This window comes from Halomonas elongata DSM 2581, from assembly GCF_000196875.2.
In the GTDB taxonomy this organism is placed as follows: domain Bacteria; phylum Pseudomonadota; class Gammaproteobacteria; order Pseudomonadales; family Halomonadaceae; genus Halomonas; species Halomonas elongata.
The window spans coordinates 2579011-2598968 of record NC_014532.2; the positions used below are offsets into that span (position 1 = coordinate 2579011).

Annotated in this window: 19 protein-coding genes; 12 read left to right on the forward strand and 7 right to left on the reverse strand. The window is 63.8% G+C overall.

Going from position 1 to position 19958, the window contains the following annotated elements; genetic code table 11:
* The first annotated feature begins 44 nt into the window (after positions 1–44).
* A complete protein-coding gene (locus HELO_RS12085) occupies positions 45–923 on the forward strand; it encodes a pirin family protein (RefSeq protein WP_013332952.1) in 879 nt (292 codons plus the stop codon).
* Between the two features lie 193 nt (positions 924–1116).
* Positions 1117–2811 (forward strand): peptidoglycan DD-metalloendopeptidase family protein, encoded by a 1695-nt coding sequence (locus HELO_RS12090; RefSeq protein ID WP_013332953.1) that lies wholly within the window; start codon positions 1117–1119, stop codon positions 2809–2811.
* A gap of 20 nt (positions 2812–2831) precedes the next feature.
* On the opposite strand, the gene HELO_RS12095 is transcribed toward HELO_RS12090, so the two are convergent.
* The 4 genes from HELO_RS12095 to HELO_RS12115 all read right to left on the reverse strand — a co-directional run bounded on the left by HELO_RS12095 (position 2832) and on the right by HELO_RS12115 (position 6288).
* The gene (locus HELO_RS12095) at positions 2832–4133 is read right to left on the reverse strand and encodes an RNA polymerase sigma factor (protein ID WP_049786232.1); all 1302 of its coding nucleotides are present in this window, start codon (positions 4131–4133) and stop codon (positions 2832–2834) included.
* A 332-nt stretch (positions 4134–4465) separates the two neighbouring features.
* Positions 4466–4870 carry a VOC family protein gene (locus HELO_RS12105; RefSeq protein WP_198410708.1) on the reverse strand — a complete coding sequence of 135 codons (405 nt, stop codon included), beginning with the start codon at positions 4868–4870 and terminating at the stop codon, positions 4466–4468.
* A gap of 18 nt (positions 4871–4888) precedes the next feature.
* Positions 4889–5263, reverse strand: a complete 375-nt coding sequence (locus tag HELO_RS12110; protein WP_013332956.1) for a YciI family protein — start codon at positions 5261–5263, stop codon at positions 4889–4891.
* Positions 5264–5388: 125 nt separating this feature from the next.
* Entirely contained in the window at positions 5389–6288 is a 900-nt protein-coding gene (locus HELO_RS12115; protein ID WP_013332957.1) for a LysR family transcriptional regulator, read from the reverse strand.
* A 156-nt stretch (positions 6289–6444) separates the two neighbouring features.
* Here HELO_RS12115 and HELO_RS12120 point away from each other — a divergent pair, with 156 nt between their 5' ends.
* Positions 6445–6810, forward strand: coding sequence for a DUF1127 domain-containing protein (locus HELO_RS12120; RefSeq protein ID WP_013332958.1), 366 nt, complete (start codon positions 6445–6447; stop codon positions 6808–6810).
* 63 nt (positions 6811–6873) lie between these two features.
* Here the strand turns inward: HELO_RS12120 and HELO_RS12125 are convergent, their stop codons facing one another.
* Complete coding sequence (locus HELO_RS12125; RefSeq protein ID WP_013332959.1) at positions 6874–7872, reverse strand: LacI family DNA-binding transcriptional regulator; 999 nt, start codon at positions 7870–7872, stop codon at positions 6874–6876.
* A gap of 275 nt (positions 7873–8147) precedes the next feature.
* Here HELO_RS12125 and HELO_RS12130 point away from each other — a divergent pair, with 275 nt between their 5' ends.
* From HELO_RS12130 to HELO_RS12140, 3 genes are read left to right on the forward strand one after another with little or no spacing between them, the layout of a single operon-like run.
* The gene (locus HELO_RS12130; RefSeq protein ID WP_013332960.1) at positions 8148–9338 is read left to right on the forward strand and encodes a Gfo/Idh/MocA family protein; all 1191 of its coding nucleotides are present in this window, start codon (positions 8148–8150) and stop codon (positions 9336–9338) included.
* A complete protein-coding gene (locus HELO_RS12135) occupies positions 9335–10414 on the forward strand; it encodes a sugar phosphate isomerase/epimerase family protein (RefSeq protein ID WP_013332961.1) in 1080 nt (359 codons plus the stop codon). Before HELO_RS12130 ends, HELO_RS12135 begins: the two co-directional genes overlap by 4 nt.
* A gap of 32 nt (positions 10415–10446) precedes the next feature.
* Positions 10447–11679, forward strand: a complete 1233-nt coding sequence (locus HELO_RS12140) for a nucleoside permease (RefSeq protein ID WP_013332962.1) — start codon at positions 10447–10449, stop codon at positions 11677–11679.
* Positions 11680–11689: 10 nt separating this feature from the next.
* On the opposite strand, the gene HELO_RS12145 is transcribed toward HELO_RS12140, so the two are convergent.
* On the reverse strand, positions 11690–12919 hold the full coding sequence (locus tag HELO_RS12145) for an MFS transporter (protein WP_013332963.1): 1230 nt from the start codon (positions 12917–12919) through the stop codon (positions 11690–11692).
* Positions 12920–13025: 106 nt separating this feature from the next.
* Between HELO_RS12145 and HELO_RS12150 the strand changes: the two genes are divergently transcribed.
* Positions 13026–13937 (forward strand): LysR substrate-binding domain-containing protein, encoded by a 912-nt coding sequence (locus tag HELO_RS12150; RefSeq protein WP_109637676.1) that lies wholly within the window; start codon positions 13026–13028, stop codon positions 13935–13937.
* On the opposite strand, the gene HELO_RS12155 is transcribed toward HELO_RS12150, so the two are convergent.
* Positions 13923–15563 carry a L,D-transpeptidase family protein gene (locus tag HELO_RS12155; RefSeq protein ID WP_013332965.1) on the reverse strand — a complete coding sequence of 547 codons (1641 nt, stop codon included), beginning with the start codon at positions 15561–15563 and terminating at the stop codon, positions 13923–13925. The two genes, HELO_RS12150 and HELO_RS12155, sit on opposite strands and share 15 nt — an antisense overlap.
* Positions 15564–15788: 225 nt before the next feature.
* Here HELO_RS12155 and HELO_RS12160 point away from each other — a divergent pair, with 225 nt between their 5' ends.
* The 5 genes from HELO_RS12160 to HELO_RS12180 all read left to right on the forward strand — a co-directional run bounded on the left by HELO_RS12160 (position 15789) and on the right by HELO_RS12180 (position 19897).
* Positions 15789–16463: a murein L,D-transpeptidase catalytic domain family protein gene (locus HELO_RS12160; RefSeq protein WP_396250978.1), complete on the forward strand. Its 675-nt coding sequence runs from the start codon at positions 15789–15791 to the stop codon at positions 16461–16463.
* A 283-nt stretch (positions 16464–16746) separates the two neighbouring features.
* A complete protein-coding gene (locus HELO_RS12165) occupies positions 16747–18096 on the forward strand; it encodes an MFS transporter (protein WP_013332967.1) in 1350 nt (449 codons plus the stop codon).
* Between the two features lie 327 nt (positions 18097–18423).
* Positions 18424–18897, forward strand: coding sequence for a peroxiredoxin (locus HELO_RS12170; protein WP_013332968.1), 474 nt, complete (start codon positions 18424–18426; stop codon positions 18895–18897).
* Positions 18898–18949: 52 nt separating this feature from the next.
* A complete protein-coding gene (locus HELO_RS12175; RefSeq protein WP_013332969.1) occupies positions 18950–19378 on the forward strand; it encodes a GFA family protein in 429 nt (142 codons plus the stop codon).
* A gap of 126 nt (positions 19379–19504) precedes the next feature.
* The gene (locus HELO_RS12180; protein WP_013332970.1) at positions 19505–19897 is read left to right on the forward strand and encodes a VOC family protein; all 393 of its coding nucleotides are present in this window, start codon (positions 19505–19507) and stop codon (positions 19895–19897) included.
* Positions 19898–19958 lie beyond the last annotated feature (61 nt).

Consider the following 19958-nt stretch of genomic DNA (forward strand, 5'->3'; position numbering starts at 1 on the left):
CCTAAAATGCCAGTCATAACCTCCACTATTCAGGAGATGCCTTCATGAACACCCCAACTCCACGCCACGTGACCCGCCGCCAGCGCAGTCAGCCCAGCCGCGACGGTGATGGCGTCGACATCCTGCGCCTGCACGATTTCGGCGGCGGCCTCGACCCTTTCCTGATGCTCGATGAACTCATCGCGGCACCGGGAGACGATACCATCGGCGGCTTTCCGCCCCATCCGCATCGCGGCATCCAGACGCTCACCTATGTGGTGCATGGCGGTCTGCGTCACGAGGACCACCTCGGCCATCACAGTAGCATCGGTGCCGGCGGCGCCCAGTGGATGCATACCGGACACGGCATCATCCACGGCGAAACGCCTTTCACCGATACCGAAGGGCTGCATGCCTTCCAGCTGTGGATCAATCTGGCGGCCCGCGACAAGCTGAGCGAGCCCACCTATCGCGATGTGCACGCCGAGGACATGCCTCGCCTCACGACGCCCGGCACGGAGCTGATCGCTCTGGGCGGTACCTGGCAAACCACCGATGGCCACACCCTCGAGGGGCCCCTGGATGCCCTGGCCGGCCAGGGCGCTGTGGCCCATCTTCGCCTCGACGCGGGCGCTTCCCTGTCGCTGGAAAGCCACGCCACGCAATTGCTGGCATTCGTCTTCGACGGCAGCCTGACGGCAAACGGCGACGATTTGACGCATGGTGAACTGGCCAGCTTCGGCGCGGGCGATATCCTGGAACTGCATGGCACCGAAAACGCCCAGCTCCTGTTACTCGCCGGCGAACCTCATCACGAACCGATCGCCCATCACGGCCCTTTCGTCATGAATCACCGACACGAGCTGGAACAGGCCATGCGGGATTATCGCGATGGAACCCTGGCGGTTTCCCCGACCGAGAAAGGGCTTGCCAAGGATCGTTGAGACATGGCATCGTCGCTCTTAACAAACAGCGTTCGATTTCCTTTGCGCTGCTCGCCCCGCCTGATAACGGGGCGAGACGGCCGTCTACTGTATAAACGTATAGACTAGGCACTCCCAGTTTCATGGGTTATGGTTCTCATGCCTTTTTATATGTCATTTATGTTTATTCATTCAGTCACGACGGCCCAAATTCATGATGCGAATCCTCCATTCGCTGCCCCGCACGCACAAGTTACTATTGTTACCCGTTGCCACCATGGTTACCGTGCTGGGCGCTCACAAGATAGTCTCCACCCTGGACGACACCCGATACGAGCATGACGCGGCACAAACCGACACTCTGCTCGTCCCTCTCGACCCCGACACCAGCCCGGGCGTCCCCTCGCTGACCCTGGACCGCACGCCCGTTTCCCAGGCGATCGATGTCGCCTCCCGCGCCGTGGACGCCACTCGCGAACATGTGCCGCTCTCGCAATTGACCGCCAGTGAAGTCGTCGACATCGACTTCATCGATGCCGCCAAGGCCGGCCGCGACAGTCTCGTTTCGATGACCGATACGCCCGACAGCGAATCGACGCCGCCCATCGACGAAGGCGCGCGCCACATCGCCGTCGTACTCGGCACGGTAGCCAGCGGCATGCTGGCATCCAACAGGCGCCTGCTGGACGACGCCACCTCCTACGAGGACGTCAGCGAGGCCGAGCTCGAGCTGTTCGATGAAGGCCCGATCATCCTCGAGGAAGAGATCGCCGCCAACGAACCCTTCGTGCCCGAATGGCAGACCTATACCGTGCAGCCCGGCGATACCTTCACGGTCCTGGCGCAGGAACGCTTCGGCATGGGTTACAGCGAGGTCATGGCCCTGCTGGATGAAATGCCGGAACCCAAGCTGCTGACCCAATGGAATGTCGGCACTCGCTTCGATTACCAGCTCAATGCCGAGGGCAAGCTCGCGACATTGCGCATCATGAGCAACCCGCGCGACGGGTATCTGGTCAAGCGTGAGGATGGCGACACCGAGGTATCGACCATCGAACGCGCCGGGGAGGCGACCCAGCGCTTGTTCGCCGGCACCGTCAGCGGCAGTTTCGCCCGCTCGGCACAGGCGACCGGCCTGACCAGCTCCGAGGTCAGCGAACTCTCCCATGTGCTGGAAAAGAAACTCGACTTTCGCCGCGACACACGTCGCGGCGATCGTTTCGAGGTCCTGGTGGAATCCGACATCATCGACGGCGAGAGCCTCGACCCGCGCATCCAGGCCGTCAGATACGACGGCTCGCGCATGGATCTCACCCTGATACGCAATCCTCAGGACAACCAGTTCTACACGCCGGATGGCCAGGGCCTCAATCCTTCGTTCAACCGCTACCCGTTCGAAGGCCATTACCGGATCAGCTCGCCGTTCAACCCGCGCCGCCATCATCCGGTGACCGGCCGTATCAGCCCTCACAAGGGCACCGACTTCGCCATGCCCGTCGGCACCGCCGTGAAGGCGCCGGCCAACGGCCGCGTCGAGAAGGTCGGCAATCACCCGGCGGCGGGACGGTACATCGTCATTCGCCACGACAACGGCTACAAGACGCGCTACCTGCACCTCTCGAAGCCGCTGGTCAGTCGCGGGGATCGCGTCACCATGGGCGAACGCATCGCCCTGTCCGGCAATACCGGGCGCAGCACGGGGCCGCACCTGCACTACGAAGTACTGGTCGACAACAACCAGGTCAATGCCATGAAGGTCGCCCTGCCCGAAGGCGGCAGTCTGAGCGGCCAGGCCCTGGCCAGTTTCAAGCAACAGGCCGAGCCGGTACTCGCAGCCCTGGACAGCGGCCAGACCGGCACGGTCGTGGCCAGCACACAGGCCAAGGACGAAGACGACGACGAAGGTTGACGCGTCTCGCTTCGCCAGGCCTATGAACTCGCCGCCCCACCCTTTTCACGGTGGGGCGGCGTCGTTTCCGAGGCAACGATGTCACCCAGTTCCGCCAGACGCCGTTCGAGAAAGGCGCGCTCGGGGAGCTGTTCGCTGAGTTCCAGTGCCTGCCGGTAGGCAACCCGGGCACGCGCATTGTCGCCGAGCCGGCGACACAGGTCGGCGCGTGCCGCGTAGGCCAGGTGATAATCGGCCAGTTCCCCGCGAGCCAACAGCGCGTCGACCAGGGCCAGCCCCGCCTCGGCACCATCACGCATGGCCACGGCCACGGCCCGGTTGAGCTCGATGATCGGCGATGGCGAAGCCTGAGCCAGGACATCGTAGAGACTGGCGATACGCGCCCAGTTGGTCTGCTCGGCACTGGCGGCCTGGGCATGAACCGCCGCGATGGCGGCCTGAAGGGTGTAGGCTCCGACTTCCCCGGAAGCGAAGGCGCGCTCGATCAGCGCCCGCCCCTCGGCAATCATGGGGCGATTCCAGAGGCGTCGATCCTGGTCGGCGAGCAGTACCGGCTCACCTGCCACATCGGTGCGCGACACACGACGCGCTTCGTGCAACAGCATCAACGCCAGCAACCCCATGACTTCCGAGTCCGGCAGCAAGTCCAGCAGCAGGCGGCCCAGCCGTATGCCTTCCTCGGCCAGCTCGCCTTGCGTCATCCGCTCTCCGGTCGAGGCGGCATAACCTTCGTTGAACACCAGATAGATCACGCTGAGCACGCTTTCCAGGCGTTCTGCCAGCTCACTGGCCTCGGGTACCTGATAGGGGATTCCGGCATCGCGGATCTTGGCCTTGGCCCGCACGATGCGTTGCGCCACGGTGGCCGGTCGGGTCAGGAAGGCGTGGGCGATCTGCTCGGTGGTCAGGCCGCAGATTTCGCGCAAGGTGAGCGCCACCTGCGCGGACGCCGGCAAGGCAGGATGGCAACAGGTGAAGATCAACCGCAGCCGATCATCCTCCACGGCATCGATATCGGCGGGATCTCCCATGCCTCGCGGGGCCTCATCGAGCCGCTCCGCCAGCGCTCCCTGCGATGCATCGAAGCGGGCCCGCCGGCGCAGGCGGTCGATGGCCTTGAAACGTCCTGCCGACACCAGCCAGGCGCGAGGACTGTCGGGAACGCCCTCCCGCGGCCACTGGTCCACCGCCGCCATGAAGGCATCGTGCAACGCCTCCTCGGCGAGATCGAAGTCCCCCAGGTAGCGAATCAGGGTCGCCAGCACGCGGCGCGACTCGTGGCGGTAGATTCGCTCGACCAGAGCGTGCACCCGGGCACTCATGTCCGCCTTCTTCCGGGCACTTCCATCGACCACCAACGCCCATGACAACTTCGTTGCATGCTTTCCTCCCCTCGCGTCTCGGCAACGCTTCGGCATGGCGTCATCAATCAGCAGGGAACGGCGATCGCCAGGCATCCAGCGCGTTCAACTGGTCATGCCAAGGTTGCACATCGGGAAATTCTTCCAGCGGAAGCCTCGCCTGATCAGCGTAGGGGAGCGTCACCGCCACGGCAAAGTCCGCCCCGCCGAGCGCCTCTCCCACGCCCCCGCAAATGCGCGTCGAGAACGGCCGCGTGGCGCCTGACATCCGCCAGCGCGGACTCGACTTCCCTTCAGCCAGCCGCCTCGCAATTGATCATCCAGGGCGTGCCGAAGCGATCGACCAGCATGCCAAAGCGTATGGCCCAGTGGGTCTGTTGCAGGGGCATCTCGACCTGGCCGCCGGCGGACAGAACGCTGAACAGGCGCTCGGCCTCCTCGATATCCTCGACGTGCACTGCGACCGAGAATCCCTGTGGCGTCTTCATGTAGGCAGGAGGACAATCCGAGCCCATCAGCATCCAGCCATCCGCCACCAGTCGCGCATGCATGATCTTTTCGGGATCCAGGGACATCTCGCCGTCACACTGCGGGCCGTTGCCGTAACGCTCCATCGCCTCGATGCGACCGCCGAAGCATTCCGCATAAAAGGTCATGGCAGTCTCACAGTCGCCATCGAACATCAAATAGGCATTCATGTGCATGCCGCGCCCTCCTCATCCACGCTCGCCGGCAGCCGAGCGTGCCGGTACTTCCAGCTCGCGCACCGGACGCACCTCGATGCTGCCCACCCGCGCCGCCGGAATGCCGGCCGCGATGTTCAACGCCTCGTTCAGGTCCCGCGCCTCCACCATGTAGAAACCGGCAAGCTGCTCCTTGGTCTCGGCGAAGGGGCCATCGGTGATGGTCGTCTTGCCGGTGCGCACCCGTACGGTGGTCGCGGTCTGCACCGGGGCCAGGGCCTCACCGGCGATCAGGCGGCCACTTTCCTGGACACTCTCGGCATAGGCCAGGCATTCCTCGTCCCTGGGGCTCTCCGGCAGGCTGTGCAGGAGTTCCTCGTCGCTGTAGACCAGACATAGATACTTCATGACGTTTCCCCTTTCCGGTGGCTATCACGTACCGCTCGGTCATGAGTCGTCTGGCGGGACGCAAAATCGACATGCATCGCCGAGGACTGATCCCGAAGCTCGTGACGCGCCGAGCGAGAAGATGACTAACGCATGCCCCGGAAAGTATCGACCACATGCCCGGCCAGCACATCCGTGGCTTCTCCGCCACGCCCGGAGCGCAGCAACAGTACATGGTAATCGCCCAGCGGCGGCAGTCCCGATTCGTCGCCGAGAACGCTCAACGGCGCACGCACCAGGTTGCGTGGCAAGGGCGCCACGGCCAGATCCGCCAGCAACGCGGCCTCCTGACCGGAGCAGTTCTCGCTGATATAGGCGATACGGTACGCCAGGCCGGCATCGTCCAGTGCCGACAAGGCCATGCGTCGCCAGGCACAGCCGTGATTGGCCATCGCCAGCGGCAGCGGCGAACGCTCCAGCGCCACGCCACCTTCGCGCCCCGCCCAGACCAGCGGTTCGGTATGCACGACCTCGCCGCGGTCGGCGGGAAAACCTTCGTTGCCTGCCGTGGCCAGCACCAGGTCGAGCTCGCCCTTGTCCAGACGTTCCAGCAGCTCGATGCTGCGCCCGACCATGACATCCACCTGTACGGCGGGATGCGAACGCGCGAACTGCGACAGTACCCGGGGCAGAATCCGCGACCCCACGTCATCGGGAGTGCCGAAGCGCACCGTGCCTTCCAGGGACGGTGTCAGGAACTGCGTCACCGCTTCCTCGTTGAGTCGCAGCAACCGACGGCTGTATCCCAGCAGCATCTCCCCCTCGGGCGTCAACCGCACCTGACGCGCCTCCCGCACGAACAGGGACTGCCCCAGCGTCTCCTCGAGACGCTTGATCTGCATGCTGAGCGCGGATGGCGTACGAAAGACATGATTGGCCGCCCGCGTGAAGCTGCCACTCTCGGCAATGGCGACGAAGGAACGCAGCACATCGGTATCGAGCAGTGGCAAGGCCGTGGGACGCGAGGTAGAGGGAGCGGTGTCCATGACATATCACCTTTCAGAATTTCTGAATCGTGAATGTAGACCTTTTCGTTGGATTGAACAAACTCCACCGACCATCCTGAGCACCGAGGTCGCGACCCCTGGAATCTTTCCATCGACCCATGCCCCGCACTGGGGATATACGCGAGAGGTGCTGTCATGAACGCTTTCAACACGCCGCAATGCCGCGACGCACACCATGCGCCCGACATCGAGGTGCCACCACATGCCGAAGGCGGCAAGCGGCCACGCAACCAGCCACCGTCACTCTACATGCCGGCAATGCCGCCTCTGGGGCTGATCGACGCTCTGGAAGGCTGGATCGTCGACCGTGCACGCCAATGGCGACGCCGCCGTGAATTCCGTCGTCAGGTCGCCAACCTGCTGGCCCACGACGACCGAATACTGGCTGATCTCGGTCTCGAACGTGACGAGATAGAGCAGATTTCGCGCCTGCCGCTCAAGGAAGATGCCTGCCGGGCACTGCTCGATCGTCAGGCGGATCGCCGCCCCGACTCGGCATGAAGAGGAAGGAACATGCAGGGCCGACATCCTCCGTCGGTCCTGCGCTGTCTCGTGGCCCTAGGGTCAGACGACGCGCCCGGTACTCTCCCGCACCACCAGTTCGAAGGGCATGATGCGGTGCCGGTCCGCTGCGCCATCCCGGTCATCGATGATATCGAGCAGCAGGGAAACGGCCTCGTGGCCGAATTCCTCGGCGGGCTGGGCGATGGTCGTCAGGGAAGGATCGCAGAAGGAAGCGAAGGCGATATCGTCGAATCCCGCCACCGAGATATCCTCGGGCACGCGCAGCCCCGCCTCCCTGATGCGCCGCATGGCGCCCATGGCCATTTCGTCGTTCTCGCAGAAGATCGCCGTGGGCGGGTCGGTCCGTGCCAGCAGGTCTCCAGCCGCTCGATGGCCCGAAGGCGGTGTGAAGTCACCGGGACACCACAGGCTCTTGTCCGGCGTCAGGCCGGCGGCCGCCAGGGCATCCTGGAAGCCCAGCAGACGATCCCGGGTCAAGGGGCTGTTGCGCGGCCCCTTGATCATGCCGATACGACGATGCCCCAGCGACAGCAGATGCTCGGTCACCGTTCGGGCTGCCGCACGGTTGTCGAGCTTGACGGTGGGGCACGGGGCCTCGTCGAGCACCTCGCAGGCATTGACCATCGGCGGGCGCGACTCGCCGTTCAATGACGTGAAGGGATCGTAGGCGCGCAACTGGATGAGGCCATCGGCCTGCCGGGTCGACACCATGCCGGCATAGGCCTGCTCGGTGCGTTCGTCGCCCAGGGTGTTGCACAGCAGGATGCCGTATCCCCTGCGTTGCGCCGCTTCCTGGATGCCGCCGATCACCCGGGCAAAGAAGGTATTGGCAATGGTCGGCACCAGCACCACCAGATTGCGCGTCCGCTGGGAGCGAAACTGCACCGCCATCATGTTCGGCCGATAACCGGCCTGCTCGACGGCGGCCAGCACCCTGTCGCGCGTTTCCGGCGACACGATATCGGGCGTTTTCAGGGTACGTGACACCGTCGCCACCGAGACATCGGCCAGTTCGGCCACCTTGCGAATGTTGGTCATGCCGGGTTGTGATCCTCCTCGATCTCGTCGCACGCCTCGGCGTCGCCATGCCGGCCAGTCTACTGCATCGTCGCATCACGCTCATTGCCCGATTGCCATGCACCTCTGCGACCTAGGTCGCATTGATCCCGAACGCTTGGCTGACTAGTTTGCAATGTAATGTAACCGGTTACATCAATGCAAAGAGCGACTCGAGACGAGTCAGGGAAACGCGGCATCAATCAGCGAGCGTCGTGCGGCTCCTGGCGCACGACGCGCATCCCCGTGGAGGACAAATGACGACGGCAAAACGACGCGTGCGAATGGGCATGATCGGTGGCGGTGAAGGCGCCTTCATCGGCCAGGTCCATCGCCTGGCCGCCGCCCTGGATGGCGAGCTGGAGCTGGTCTGCGCCAGCTTCAGCCGCGATCCGGACAACAACGCCCGCACCGGCGAGGCCTGTGGCCTGCCGGAACGACGCCTTTACCCGGACTGGCAGTCGCTGATCGACGGTGAACGCCAGCTTGCCGATGACGAGCGCATGGACGTGCTGGTCGTGGTCACGCCCAATCACCTGCACGTGCCCATCAGCCAGGCGGCGCTCGAGGCGGGCTTCCATGTCTTCTGCGAGAAGCCGGCAGCGACCACCCTGGCCGACGCACGACGACTCGCCGCCACCCTCGACGCCGGCGACTGCCTCTACGGCCTCGCCCACACCTACCTCGGCTACCCCATGGTCTGGCAGGCACGCCGCCTGGTACGCGATGGCGAGCTCGGCCGCCTGCGCAAGATTCACGTCGAGTATCCCCAGGGCTGGCTCGGTACTCGCCTCGAGGCCACCGGCAACAAGCAGGCCGGCTGGCGCACCGACCCCGATATCGCCGGGGCCAGCGGCTGCATGGCGGATATCGGCACTCACGCCTTCGGCCTGGCCGAATTCATCTCGGGCCACCATGTCAGCGAGCTGTGCGCTTCACTCGGCGTTCATAACGAACAGCGGCGCCTCGATGATGACGGCGACGCCCTGTTCCGCACGGCCGAGGGCGCCAGCGGCACCCTGACGGCCAGCCAGGTCTGCACCGGCGAGGAGAATGCCTTGAAGATCCGCCTGTATGGCGACCAAGGTGCGCTGGAATGGCGGCAGATGGAACCCAACACCCTGGTGCAGCGGCGCCTCGATGAACCCATGCGCGTGCTGCGTGCGGGCATCGACCAGCCCGGCCTGGCACCGGAAACCCTGGAGCGCCTGCGCCTGCCCGGCGGCCATCCCGAAGGCTATCTGGAAGCCCTGGCCAACCTTTACCGCGACTTCGCCTGCGCCATTCGACGTGGCGAGCGCGGTGCCGCCGTGGGCGTGCCCGGCATGACCGAAGGCCTGCGTGGCATGGCCTTCATCGAAGCGTTGCTGAAAAGCCAGGCCAGCACCGCCAAGTGGACACCGCTCGACGAACAGCCTCGCCAGGATGATGCGGAGACGACGACATGACGAATGCGCACGACCATGGCATCAAGGGACCGGCGCTCTTTCTCGCCCAGTTTCTCGACGATCGCCCGCCCTTCAACGATCTCGACTCGATCACCCGCTGGGCCGCCTCGCTGGGGTATCGCGGCGTGCAAATGCCGACCGTGGACCCGCGCCTGATCGACCTCGAACTCGCCGCCGAAAGCCAGGATTACTGTGACGAGCTGAACGGACGCTGCGCCGAGGCAGGCGTGGCGATCAGCGAGCTTTCCACCCACCTTCAGGGGCAACTGGTGGCGGTGCACCCCGCCTTCGACGAACTGTTCGACGGCTTCGCTCCCGCTCACCTGCATGGCCGCCCCGATGCACGGCGCCACTGGGCCGAGGAGCAGCTCAAGCTCGCCGCCCGCGCCAGCCGACGCCTGGGCCTCAGGGCGCACGGCACCTTCTCCGGCGCCCTGCTGTGGCCCTACTTCTATCCCTGGCCGCAGCGCCCGTCGGGGCTGATCGAGGAAGGCTTCGCCGAGCTGGCCCGTCGCTGGCGGCCGATCCTCGATGTCTTCGACGAACAGGGCGTCGACCTGTGCTTCGAGATTCATCCGGGCGAGGACCTGCACGACGGCGCCACCTTCGAGCGTTTCCTCGAAGCCGTGGACGACCACCCCCGGGCAAAGATCCTCTTCGATCCCAGCCACATGGTGCTGCAACAGCTCGATTACCTGGGCTTCATCGATCGCTACCACGAGCGGATCGGCATGTTCCACGTCAAGGATGCCGAATTCACGCCCAGCGCCCGCAGCGGGGTCTACGGCGGCTATCAGGGCTGGGTCGATCGCCCCGGTCGCTTCCGCTCGCTGGGCGATGGCCAGGTCGATTTCAAGGGCATCTTCTCGCGGCTCACCCAGTACGGCTACGACGGCTGGGCGGTGCTCGAATGGGAGTGCTGTCTCAAGGACGCCGCCCAGGGGGCCGCCGAGGGCGCTCCCTTCATTGCCCAGCACCTGATCCAGCGCGCCGACAAGGCCTTCGACGACTTCGCCGACACCGGCTCGGACCCCGGGCGCAACCGGCGCCTGCTGGGACTCGGCGACCCTAGCTAGCCACCAACACGACACAACAACGGGAGCACGCCATGCTACGCACTCGGCTCGGCATCATGATGTTTCTGCAGTTCTTCATCTGGGGTGGCTGGTTCGTCACCCTGGGCACCTTTCTCTCCCAGAACCTGGACGCCACCGGAGGCCAGATCGGCATGGCCTTCTCGACCCAGTCATGGGGCGCGATCATCGCACCCTTCATCATCGGCCTGATCGCCGATCGCTACTTCAATGCCGAACGCATTCTCGCCATTCTGCACCTGGCCGGGGCCGCCCTGATGTTCGGCCTGTACCGTTCCCAGGACTTCGCGTCCTTCTATCCGCTGGTCCTGGTCTACATGATCCTCTACATGCCCACCCTGGCTCTGGTGAATTCGGTCTCCTTTCGCCAGATGCGCGACCCCTCGCAGGAATTCGCCAAGATTCGGGTCTGGGGCACCATCGGCTGGATTCTCGCCGGCCTGGCGATCAGCTACCTGTTCTCCTGGGACGGCGCCGAGGCCATCGCCGGCGGCGCACTGCGCAATACCTTCCTGATGTGCGCCATCGCCTCGCTGGCACTGGGCGTCTACTGCTTTACCCTGCCCGCCACGCCCCCCAAGGCGGACACCCGCAAGGGCGGCCTGAAGGAGATTCTCGGGCTTGATGCTCTGCAACTGCTCAGGGACCGCAACTACGCGATCTTCTTCATCGCCTCGGTGCTGATCTGCATCCCGCTGGCCTTCTATTATCAGAACGCCAACCCCTTCCTGGCGGAGATCGGCGTGGCCAACCCCACCGGCAAGATGACCCTGGGGCAGATCTCGGAAGTCCTGTTCATGCTGTTGTTGCCGGTGTTCATCCACCGCTTCGGCATCAAGATTACCCTGATCGTCGGCATGCTGGCCTGGGCGGTGCGCTATGCCCTCTTCGCCTTCGGTGATGCCGGTGAAGGCGTTTACATGCTGTTGATCGGCATTGCCCTGCACGGCGTCTGCTACGACTTCTTCTTCGTCTCGGGGCAGATCTACACCGATGCGCGCGCCGGCGAACGCTTCCAGAGCGCGGCCCAGGGCATGATCACCCTGGCCACCTACGGCGTCGGCATGCTGATCGGCTTCTGGGTCGCCGGCCTGGTCACCGACCACTACGTCACCGCCGAGGGCCACGACTGGTACGGCATCTGGCTGTTCCCCGCCCTTTTCGCCCTCGCCGTCCTGTTGCTGTTCCTGGTGGCCTTCAAGGACAAGGACTCCACCAGCACGAAGCCCGAGGCCAGCCGCACCTGAGAATGCCCGGTCAGTTCGCCGGTGCCATGACGGAAGACTCGACCGGGGTTTCACGAATCGGCCAGTGCAACACAACTGCCACCACACCGAGTGCTACGCCGGTCCACCAAAGACCGGCGTAGCTCCCAGTAGCCTCGAACAGCCAGCCCCCTAGCCATACTCCCCAGAAGCTGCCCAACTGGTGACCGAGAAATACCACTCCATACAGGGTGGCCATATAGCGCGTGCCGAACATCGCCACAACCAATCCCGTGGTCGGAGGCACGGTAGCCAACCAGAGGAATCCCATCACACAGCTGAAGATCAACACCGACGGCAGACTGAGCGGCACCAGCATGAATAGGGTAATAGCGATAACTCTCGTGGCATAAATGCCGATCAGTACACTGCGCATGGCCATTCGACCTGACAGTACGCCGGCCAGGAAGGCGCCTATCACGTTGCACAGCCCAATCAAGCTGATCGACCAAGCAGCAACCTCGGAGGAGAACCCCGCATCCGTCAAGAACGCCGGCATGTGCACCGTAATGAACGCAACGTGAAAGCCGCAGACGAAAAACCCCAGGGTCAGTAGCCAGTAGGAGCCATGGCCGCGAGCCATTCTCAAGACCTCGCTCATTCTGAGCCCGTAGTCGACACTCTCGGTAGGGGCGCTGGTTCGCGCCAATGGCATGGCCAATAGCGCCATGAACAGCGCCATCACCGCCATCGCGTTCAAGGCACCGATCCAACCGAAGGCCTCGACCAATTGTTGGATTACCGGCACGAGGACGAACTGGCCCATCGAGCCTGCCGCTGTACCAATTCCCAGCACCGCCTGCCGCTGTGACGGCGAAACCGCTCGCGCCATGGCCGGCAATACCAGACCAAAAGCGGTGCCCGCTATCCCCGCTCCCACCAGGAATCCGACGCCGGTGTGCAGCACCCAAACCTGCTCGACACCGCCGACAAGCCAGATACCTAGTGCATAGAACAAGGCACCGGCGACGATGACTTTGACGGTGCCGAAACGATCGGCAAGCCCACCCGCCAACACGGCGACCAGGCCCCAGACCAGATTCTGGATGGCCAACGCCAGACCGATGACATCACGCCCCCAACCATTGAGCTCATCGAGAGGCTCGACGAATAACCCAAAACTCGAACGCAATCCAAAGGAGAACATCAGTAAGACGCAGCCACTGGCGATCAAAAAGAGACTGGCAGCAGGTGGACGATGTGCGAAAAGTGATGACGACATCTGGAAACTCCTCTGTTGAAACGCTATGAATGTCGCCATCATCGTGAATCAGGAATGCTATCGACAAACCTGTTATTCCACCCACTTGAATGAGAATTTCTCTTTCATGAACCAGCCCCCTCTCAAGGCCATGCAGTGTTTCTGCCTCTCCGCCCACCATCTCAGCCTCAAGCGGGCCGCCCATGAGCTGTCGGTGACGCCTGGTGCGGTCAGCCAGCAGGTCAAACTGTTGGAACACTGGCTGGGCTTCGCACTATTCCATCGGCGGGCTCGTTCCATCACTCTGACCGAGGCCGGCAATTCTTACTTTCGACGCATCGCGCCCCAGATGGACGAGTTGGTCAACATCAGTCATTCGGTGAAACAGGTCGACCGCATCCAGGTCGTGCGCCTGAGCCTGCCGCCGAGCTTCGCCATGCAGTGCATGCGCCGGTACCTGCCTGCGCTGCGCCGCGACCATCCCGATATCGATCTGCGCTTGCACGCCTCAGCGATACCACAGGCAGTACAGGAATCCGGGGAGGATATTGCACTGCGCTACCTGGCCTGCGCTGATCCGGCACTGGACTGCACACGTCTTTTCCACTTCGAGGTCTTTCCCGTATGCAGCCCGGCTTATCTGGACGCACACCCGTCACTCGCCTCGGGAAGGCTGGACGGTATCACGCTGATCCACGACATCCTGCACCAGGACTGGCATCGCCTGATTCAAGCCCAGGGCCTCTCCGACACAGGGACCGATAGCCTGCATTGCGACCAGGCGATGCTGGCCCTACAGGCGGCGGAGAGTGGCCTGGGCATCGCCCTCTGCGATCCATTACTGGCCCGCGAGGCGCTACAGGAACAACGACTCGTTATCCCCTTCGAGGCCAGGTTGGAAGCCCGGCGCCACTTGTTCCTGGTACATCGCCGCCATCCACCGATCAGTCCCGCTGCCAGTCAGGTCAAAGACTGGCTCGTGACAGCCTTGATGCAGGGTGGCAACAGCGCACCGCTAGATACTTCAAAGCGTCACTGACCGATCCAGTGCCTCGATCAAGGCATCGTCGCGATCATAGATATCCGGCCGGAAGGCAAGCTCTCCATCGGGCTCGGGCTGCACGGTCCAGTAATGCAGCACGACCGGCACGTGACGCGCCAGCAGCACGTTGCGGGTCTTGCCATCGGCGATCAAGCGACGGACATTGGCCTGGGTGCCGGTATCGTCGAACAGCAGCTGAGCCAGCTCCAGCACCCCCTCCACGCGAATGCAGCCGGAACTGAGCGCCCGCTGTGAGCGACTGAACAACCCCCGCGATGGCGTATCGTGCAGATAGACCAGGTGGTCGTTGGGGAAACGCACCACCAGTTGCCCGAGCGGATTGTTCGGCCCGGCCTGCTGGCGCAGCATCACTCCGCCGGGATTCGACCAGTCGACGCTGGCCGGGTCCAGTTGTTTGCCCGAGGGGCTGAGTACCGAGAGGTTCTTGGTCGCCAGATACCCGGGATCGCGCCGCACCTTGGGCAGCACGTCCTCGCGCATGATGGTCGGCGGCACCGTCCAGGTCGGATTGATGGTCAGGTGGGTGATCTCGGAGCGCAGCGACGGCGTTCGCCGATAGGGTTGCCCCACCACGATTCTGGCCCGCCAGGTGTCACCGTTGGGGCGAAAATAGCGCAGGTCATAGCCCGCGATGTCGACCAGCACGAAGGATTCCGGCAGCCCGTGCAGCAACCATCGGGCACGCTCCATGTTGGCGCGAATCTGGTCGATGCGACGCTCGACGCTCATGTTCAAGGCCTTGAGCGTGCGCGGTCCCACCACCCCGTCATCGGCCAGCAGGTGGTGACGCTGAAAACGTCGCACGGCCTCGACCAGGGCCTCGTCATAGACCCTCGGTTCGGGAGCCTGCAACTCGATGGTCGGATAATAGCCCTCGTCGGCAGCCACCAACTGATCATTGCCGATCGCCGCCAGACGCTCGCGCAATGCTGTCACCTCCGTGCCCGTGTCACCGGGGCGCAGCGGGTCCTCGACGTTCATCAGTGCCGGCCAGCCGCCCTGACGTTTGATCTCCCGGTAATGGGCCAGGCCCTCGCGCAATTGCTCATAGGGTTCATAGGGAGGTCGCGCCAGGTCGATCGCCGCGGACACGTCACCGTCGTCCAGTGCCCGCGAGATAGCGGCCAGATCGAGCGAGGGCGGCTCGATGGATAGATCCCATTCGTCATTGATGCGCTGCGGGTCGACCTTGCCGCGCTGCAGGTGCGTCAGGGCCGTCAGCAGGGTACGGCTGGCCCGCAGCTCGAAGCGGGCCCGTGTCCCGGCGTCGGCCCCCTCCATGAGGGCCGCCCGGGACGCCGCCTGGAGATCGTCGGGCCGATAGTCGCTCGGTACGAGGCCGTCGGCGTCCAATCCTTTCAGCGCCTCGACCAGGGCATCCACGCTATCGGCATCCTGCCAGATCGGACGATCGCCCCGCACCGCATAGAGGTTGCGCAACCGGGAGGAGGACTCGCTCAGGAGTTCACTCACTTCCGGGCCAATGCCCGAGGGCTCGGTGGCCTCCGACTGAGCCATGGCAGGGCCGCTCAGTGCCAGCCAGGCTCCGAGGATCCAGGCGCCTCGATGAAAACGTGTATACCGAACCTCGGTGGCGAACATGACGTGACCTCCCTGCGAATCGTCGACAAAATTGGCCATCCAGGCCAGTATCGTCATAATAATGCCAGACGGCGCACGATGGGAAAGCGTCGCAGGAAATACAAACGGGGCCCTGGACGATCTTCTACCGATCGATACCGGTCCTGAATATCATCGACGGGAACTCGCGGGATGCCAAATTGCAAGCTCCGCCGATCGATCGGCTTCTTACTGACCGGCGCCTTGATGTTACTCGCTTCCCCGCTGCAGGCGGGGGACTTCATGGTCCGGGCCTTCACGCCCCAGCAACTCAACCAGCCTCCCCTGGCACAGCAGCTGACCCGCATGGCGCCCCGCGCCAACCCTGGCGTTCTCCATCTGGCTGCTCGAGCGCTCAACTGCGCCGACCCGGGCGCCGACCGCCTGGCCGTGATCGACTTCTCGCTGCCCTCCACCGAGCCCAGGCTGTGGGTTTTCGACCTGCGCCACGACCGCCTGCTGTTCCGCGAACTTGTCTCGCATGGCCAGGGATCCGGCGACAACATGGCCACGGCCTTCTCCAACATTCCCGAGAGTCACCAATCCAGCATCGGGCTGTTCCGTACTCTCAACAGCTATGAAGGCAGCAACGGCTATTCCCTGCGTCTCAAGGGGCTGGAGCCGGGCGTCAACGACCAGGCCTACAAGCGCGCCATCGTGATGCACGGCGCCGACTACGTCAGTGAAGACTTCATCGAAAAGGTCGGCCGCCTGGGCCGCAGCCACGGCTGCCCGGCCGTACGCGAGGAGGTCGCCGTCCCGTTGATCAACAGCCTCAAGGACCATCAATACCTCTTCACCTACTACCCCGACCAGGAATGGCTCAGCCAGTCCACCTACCTGCGCTGCCCCGGCAGCGATTCACGGCTCGCCATGCAATGAGTCGAACGCCCCGCCCAACGGCACCAGGGCGGGGCGCTGTCACGCCCCTGCGCACTCTCTTGCACCATGAACCCCCGCCCCAAGCCGAACCACCTCACCACAGAACCTTCATAACTACCTGAATATAAACGCCATATAAAATCATGGCAGGCCATGTGCTTGGTTCACACCACAGAAGCGGTGGACGTGGACCAGGCCCCTCGCGGTACGAGTGCGTCGAACCCGACCTTCAACGATGAAGGCCCGGCTCGTGTTGTTCGACCATCACTCGACGAGGCACTCCATGGAAATCCGCAACAAGGCCAACAGAATTCGCCTGTTCACCCTCAAGACACCGCAGATGCGCGCCTTCCACTTTTCGTGGTTCGCCTTCCACATCTGCTTCTTCGGCTGGTTCGGCATCGCACCGCTGATGGCAGTGGTCCGCGACGACCTCGGCCTGACCAAGACCCAGATCGGCAACACCATCATCGCTTCGGTGGCCATCACCGTGATCGTGCGGCTGGCCATTGGCGTGCTCTGCGACCGCATCGGCCCGCGTCGCGCCTACACCTGGCTACTGTGTCTGGGCTCGCTGCCGGTGATGAGCATCGCCCTGGCCGACAGCTTCGAGGCCTTCTTCCTCGCCAGGCTGGCCATCGGCGCCATCGGCGCTTCCTTCGTGATCACCCAGTATCACACCTCGATCATGTTCGCCCCCAATGTGGTCGGTACCGCCAACGCCACATCGGCGGGCTGGGGTAATCTGGGCGGCGGTACCACCCAGATCCTGATGCCGTTGATCTTCTCCGGCATGCTGATGCTAGGCGTCAACGAGGCCCTGGGCTGGCGCCTGGCCATGGTGGTGCCCGGCGTGGTGCTGTTCCTCTGCGGTATCGCCTATTACTTTTTTACCCAGGACGCTCCCGACGGCAATTTCGACGAGCTTCGCGCACGCGGCGAACTGCCGCCGGTCAGCGGCGAGAACGGCATGGGCCGCAGCTTCGCCGCTGCCGCCAAGGACGTCCGCGTCTGGGCACTGTTCGTGGTCTATGCCGCCTGCTTCGGGGTCGAGCTGACCATCAACAACATCGCCGCCATCTATTACTTCGACAACTTCGACCTGACACTGGCCACCGCCGGCTTGATCGCCGGTCTGTTCGGCCTGATGAATATCTTCGCCCGCACCCTGGGTGGCATCTTCTCCGATCTGTTCGCCCGCAACGGCGGCCTCAAGGGTCGGGTTCGCTGGTTGTTCATCGCCATGCTCTGCGAGGGCGTGGCCCTGATGTTCTTCTCGCAGATGCAGATCCTGGCGCTGGCCATCGCCATCATGCTGGTGTTCAGCCTCTTCGTGCAGATGGCCGAGGGCGCCACCTTCGGCATCGTGCCCTTCGTCAACAAGAAGGCGCTCGGCGCCGTGGCCGGCATCGTCGGCGCGGGTGGCAACGCCGGTGCCGTGGCGGCCGGTTTCCTGTTCCGCTCCGAATCGCTCAGCTACCAGCAGGGGCTCTTCTACCTCGGCATCGCCGTGGTGATCGCCGCCCTCTGTACCCTGGTGGTGCGCTTCTCTCCCGAAGTCGAAGCCGAGGAAACCGCCGCCTATCGCGACGCCGCCGGCGACAGCGGCTCCGGCGCCCTCTCGCTGCGCTGATAGCGCCCTTCCCGGAAACGCCCTCGCTGCGGCAACGCATCGGGGGCGTTTTATGCTTTCTAACCCCATGCGACGTCACCACTAACTATCTGGGAAGCGCTACACAAATCGGCGAGCGGGGCAAAGCACAAGGCGCATGGAGCGCAGGAACCGGAGCCTATAGGGTATAGGTGAGGATTCCGAGCACCACGCAACATAGTGATTTGCCCGCGCAGTCATTTATGCAGTGTTTCCCCTCACGTTGCAGAGCCACTCATATACGCCCATGCTGGAACCTGCAATACGGCGGCTTATCGCCGTCTCCATCCAATCCGAAAGGAGCCTGAAATGACGATCGCCATCGGTGACCGCATCCCCGACATCACACTCAAGACCAACGGCGAGCAAGGGCCGGAGGACATCTCCACCGGCGAGCTGTTCGCCGGCAAGCGCGTGGTGCTGTTCGCGGTGCCGGGCGCCTTCACCCCCGGCTGCTCCAACACGCACATGCCGGGTTTCGTGGTCAACGCCGACAAGCTGCTCGACAAGGTGGATGTCGTGGCCTGCATGGCCGTCAACGACGCCTTCGTGATGGATGCCTGGCAGAAGGACCAGAATGCCGAACGCATCACCATGCTGGCCGACGGCAACGCCGAGTTCGCCCGCGCCCTGGGCCTGGAAATGGATGTCAGCGCAGGCGGCATGGGCACGCGCAGCAAGCGCTTTGCCCTGATCGCCAATGACGGCGTGGTGGAATATCTCGGCGTCGACGCCAAGGGCGTGGAGCAGAGCAGTGCCGAAACGGTCCTGGCACAGCTCTGAGAGAACGTAGCAACATCATAATGGCCGACACTCGGCCACCAAGGAGATGACCATGAACGATGCCATGACCCTGCGCGGCAGTTGTCTGTGCGGCGCCGTGACGCTCTCCGTCGAGGCCGAGCGCCAGAATGTCGCCGCCTGCCATTGCCAGATGTGCCGCACCTGGGGCGGCGGCCCCCTGCTGGCCATGGAGTCGGTGGGCCGCGTCACCCTCGAGGGCGAGGATCAAGTCAGTATCTACGCCTCATCCGACTGGGCGGAACGCGGTTTCTGCCGACACTGCGGCACCCACCTCTTCTACCGGCTCAGGACCGGCGAACACTACGCCGTCCCGGTGGGCCTGGTCGACAGTGGAGAGGCCTGGACCTTCGACTCGCAGATCTTCATCGACGAGAAGCCCGGCTGGTATCACTTCGGCAACGCCACCAAGGATCTCACCGGCCAGCAGGTCTTCGAGGCCTTTCAGGCCGGCGAGGAGTAGCCCCGGCCATTCGAGCGGGGAGCCCCTCCCCGCTCGCTCCCGCCAGTCATGCCTGAACCATTGAGCCCTTTCCCTCTCCGAACGACATGCAGGATCACATCACCGCTGCCATATCACGGGGATCCCATGAACCTTCTTATCAATATCGATGTTCCGGAACTCGGCCCGGCCGTCGATTTCTATCGTGATGCCCTGGGGTTTACGCTCAACCGCTTTCTCGATGACGATGTCGCCGAACTTACCGGGGCCTCGTCGCGCCTCTATCTGCTGAAAAATGAGGCCGGCACGTCCTCCTCGACGCCAGGATCGGCGCCTCGTCACTACACACGACACTGGACGCCGATACACTTCGACGTTGTGGTCGATGACCTGGAAGCGGCTGCGCGGCGTGCGGAACACGCCGGTGCTCTCCGTGAGGGCGAATGCCGGGAATGGCTCGGGTCACGTTGCATGACCTTTTCCGACCCTTTCGGGCATGGCTTCTGCCTGATCGAGTTTACAAATGATACCTATGCCTGAGGCGAAACTTCCTCCCCTCATGATCGACGCGCCAATGCATGCGAGACTGTAGCACCGGACA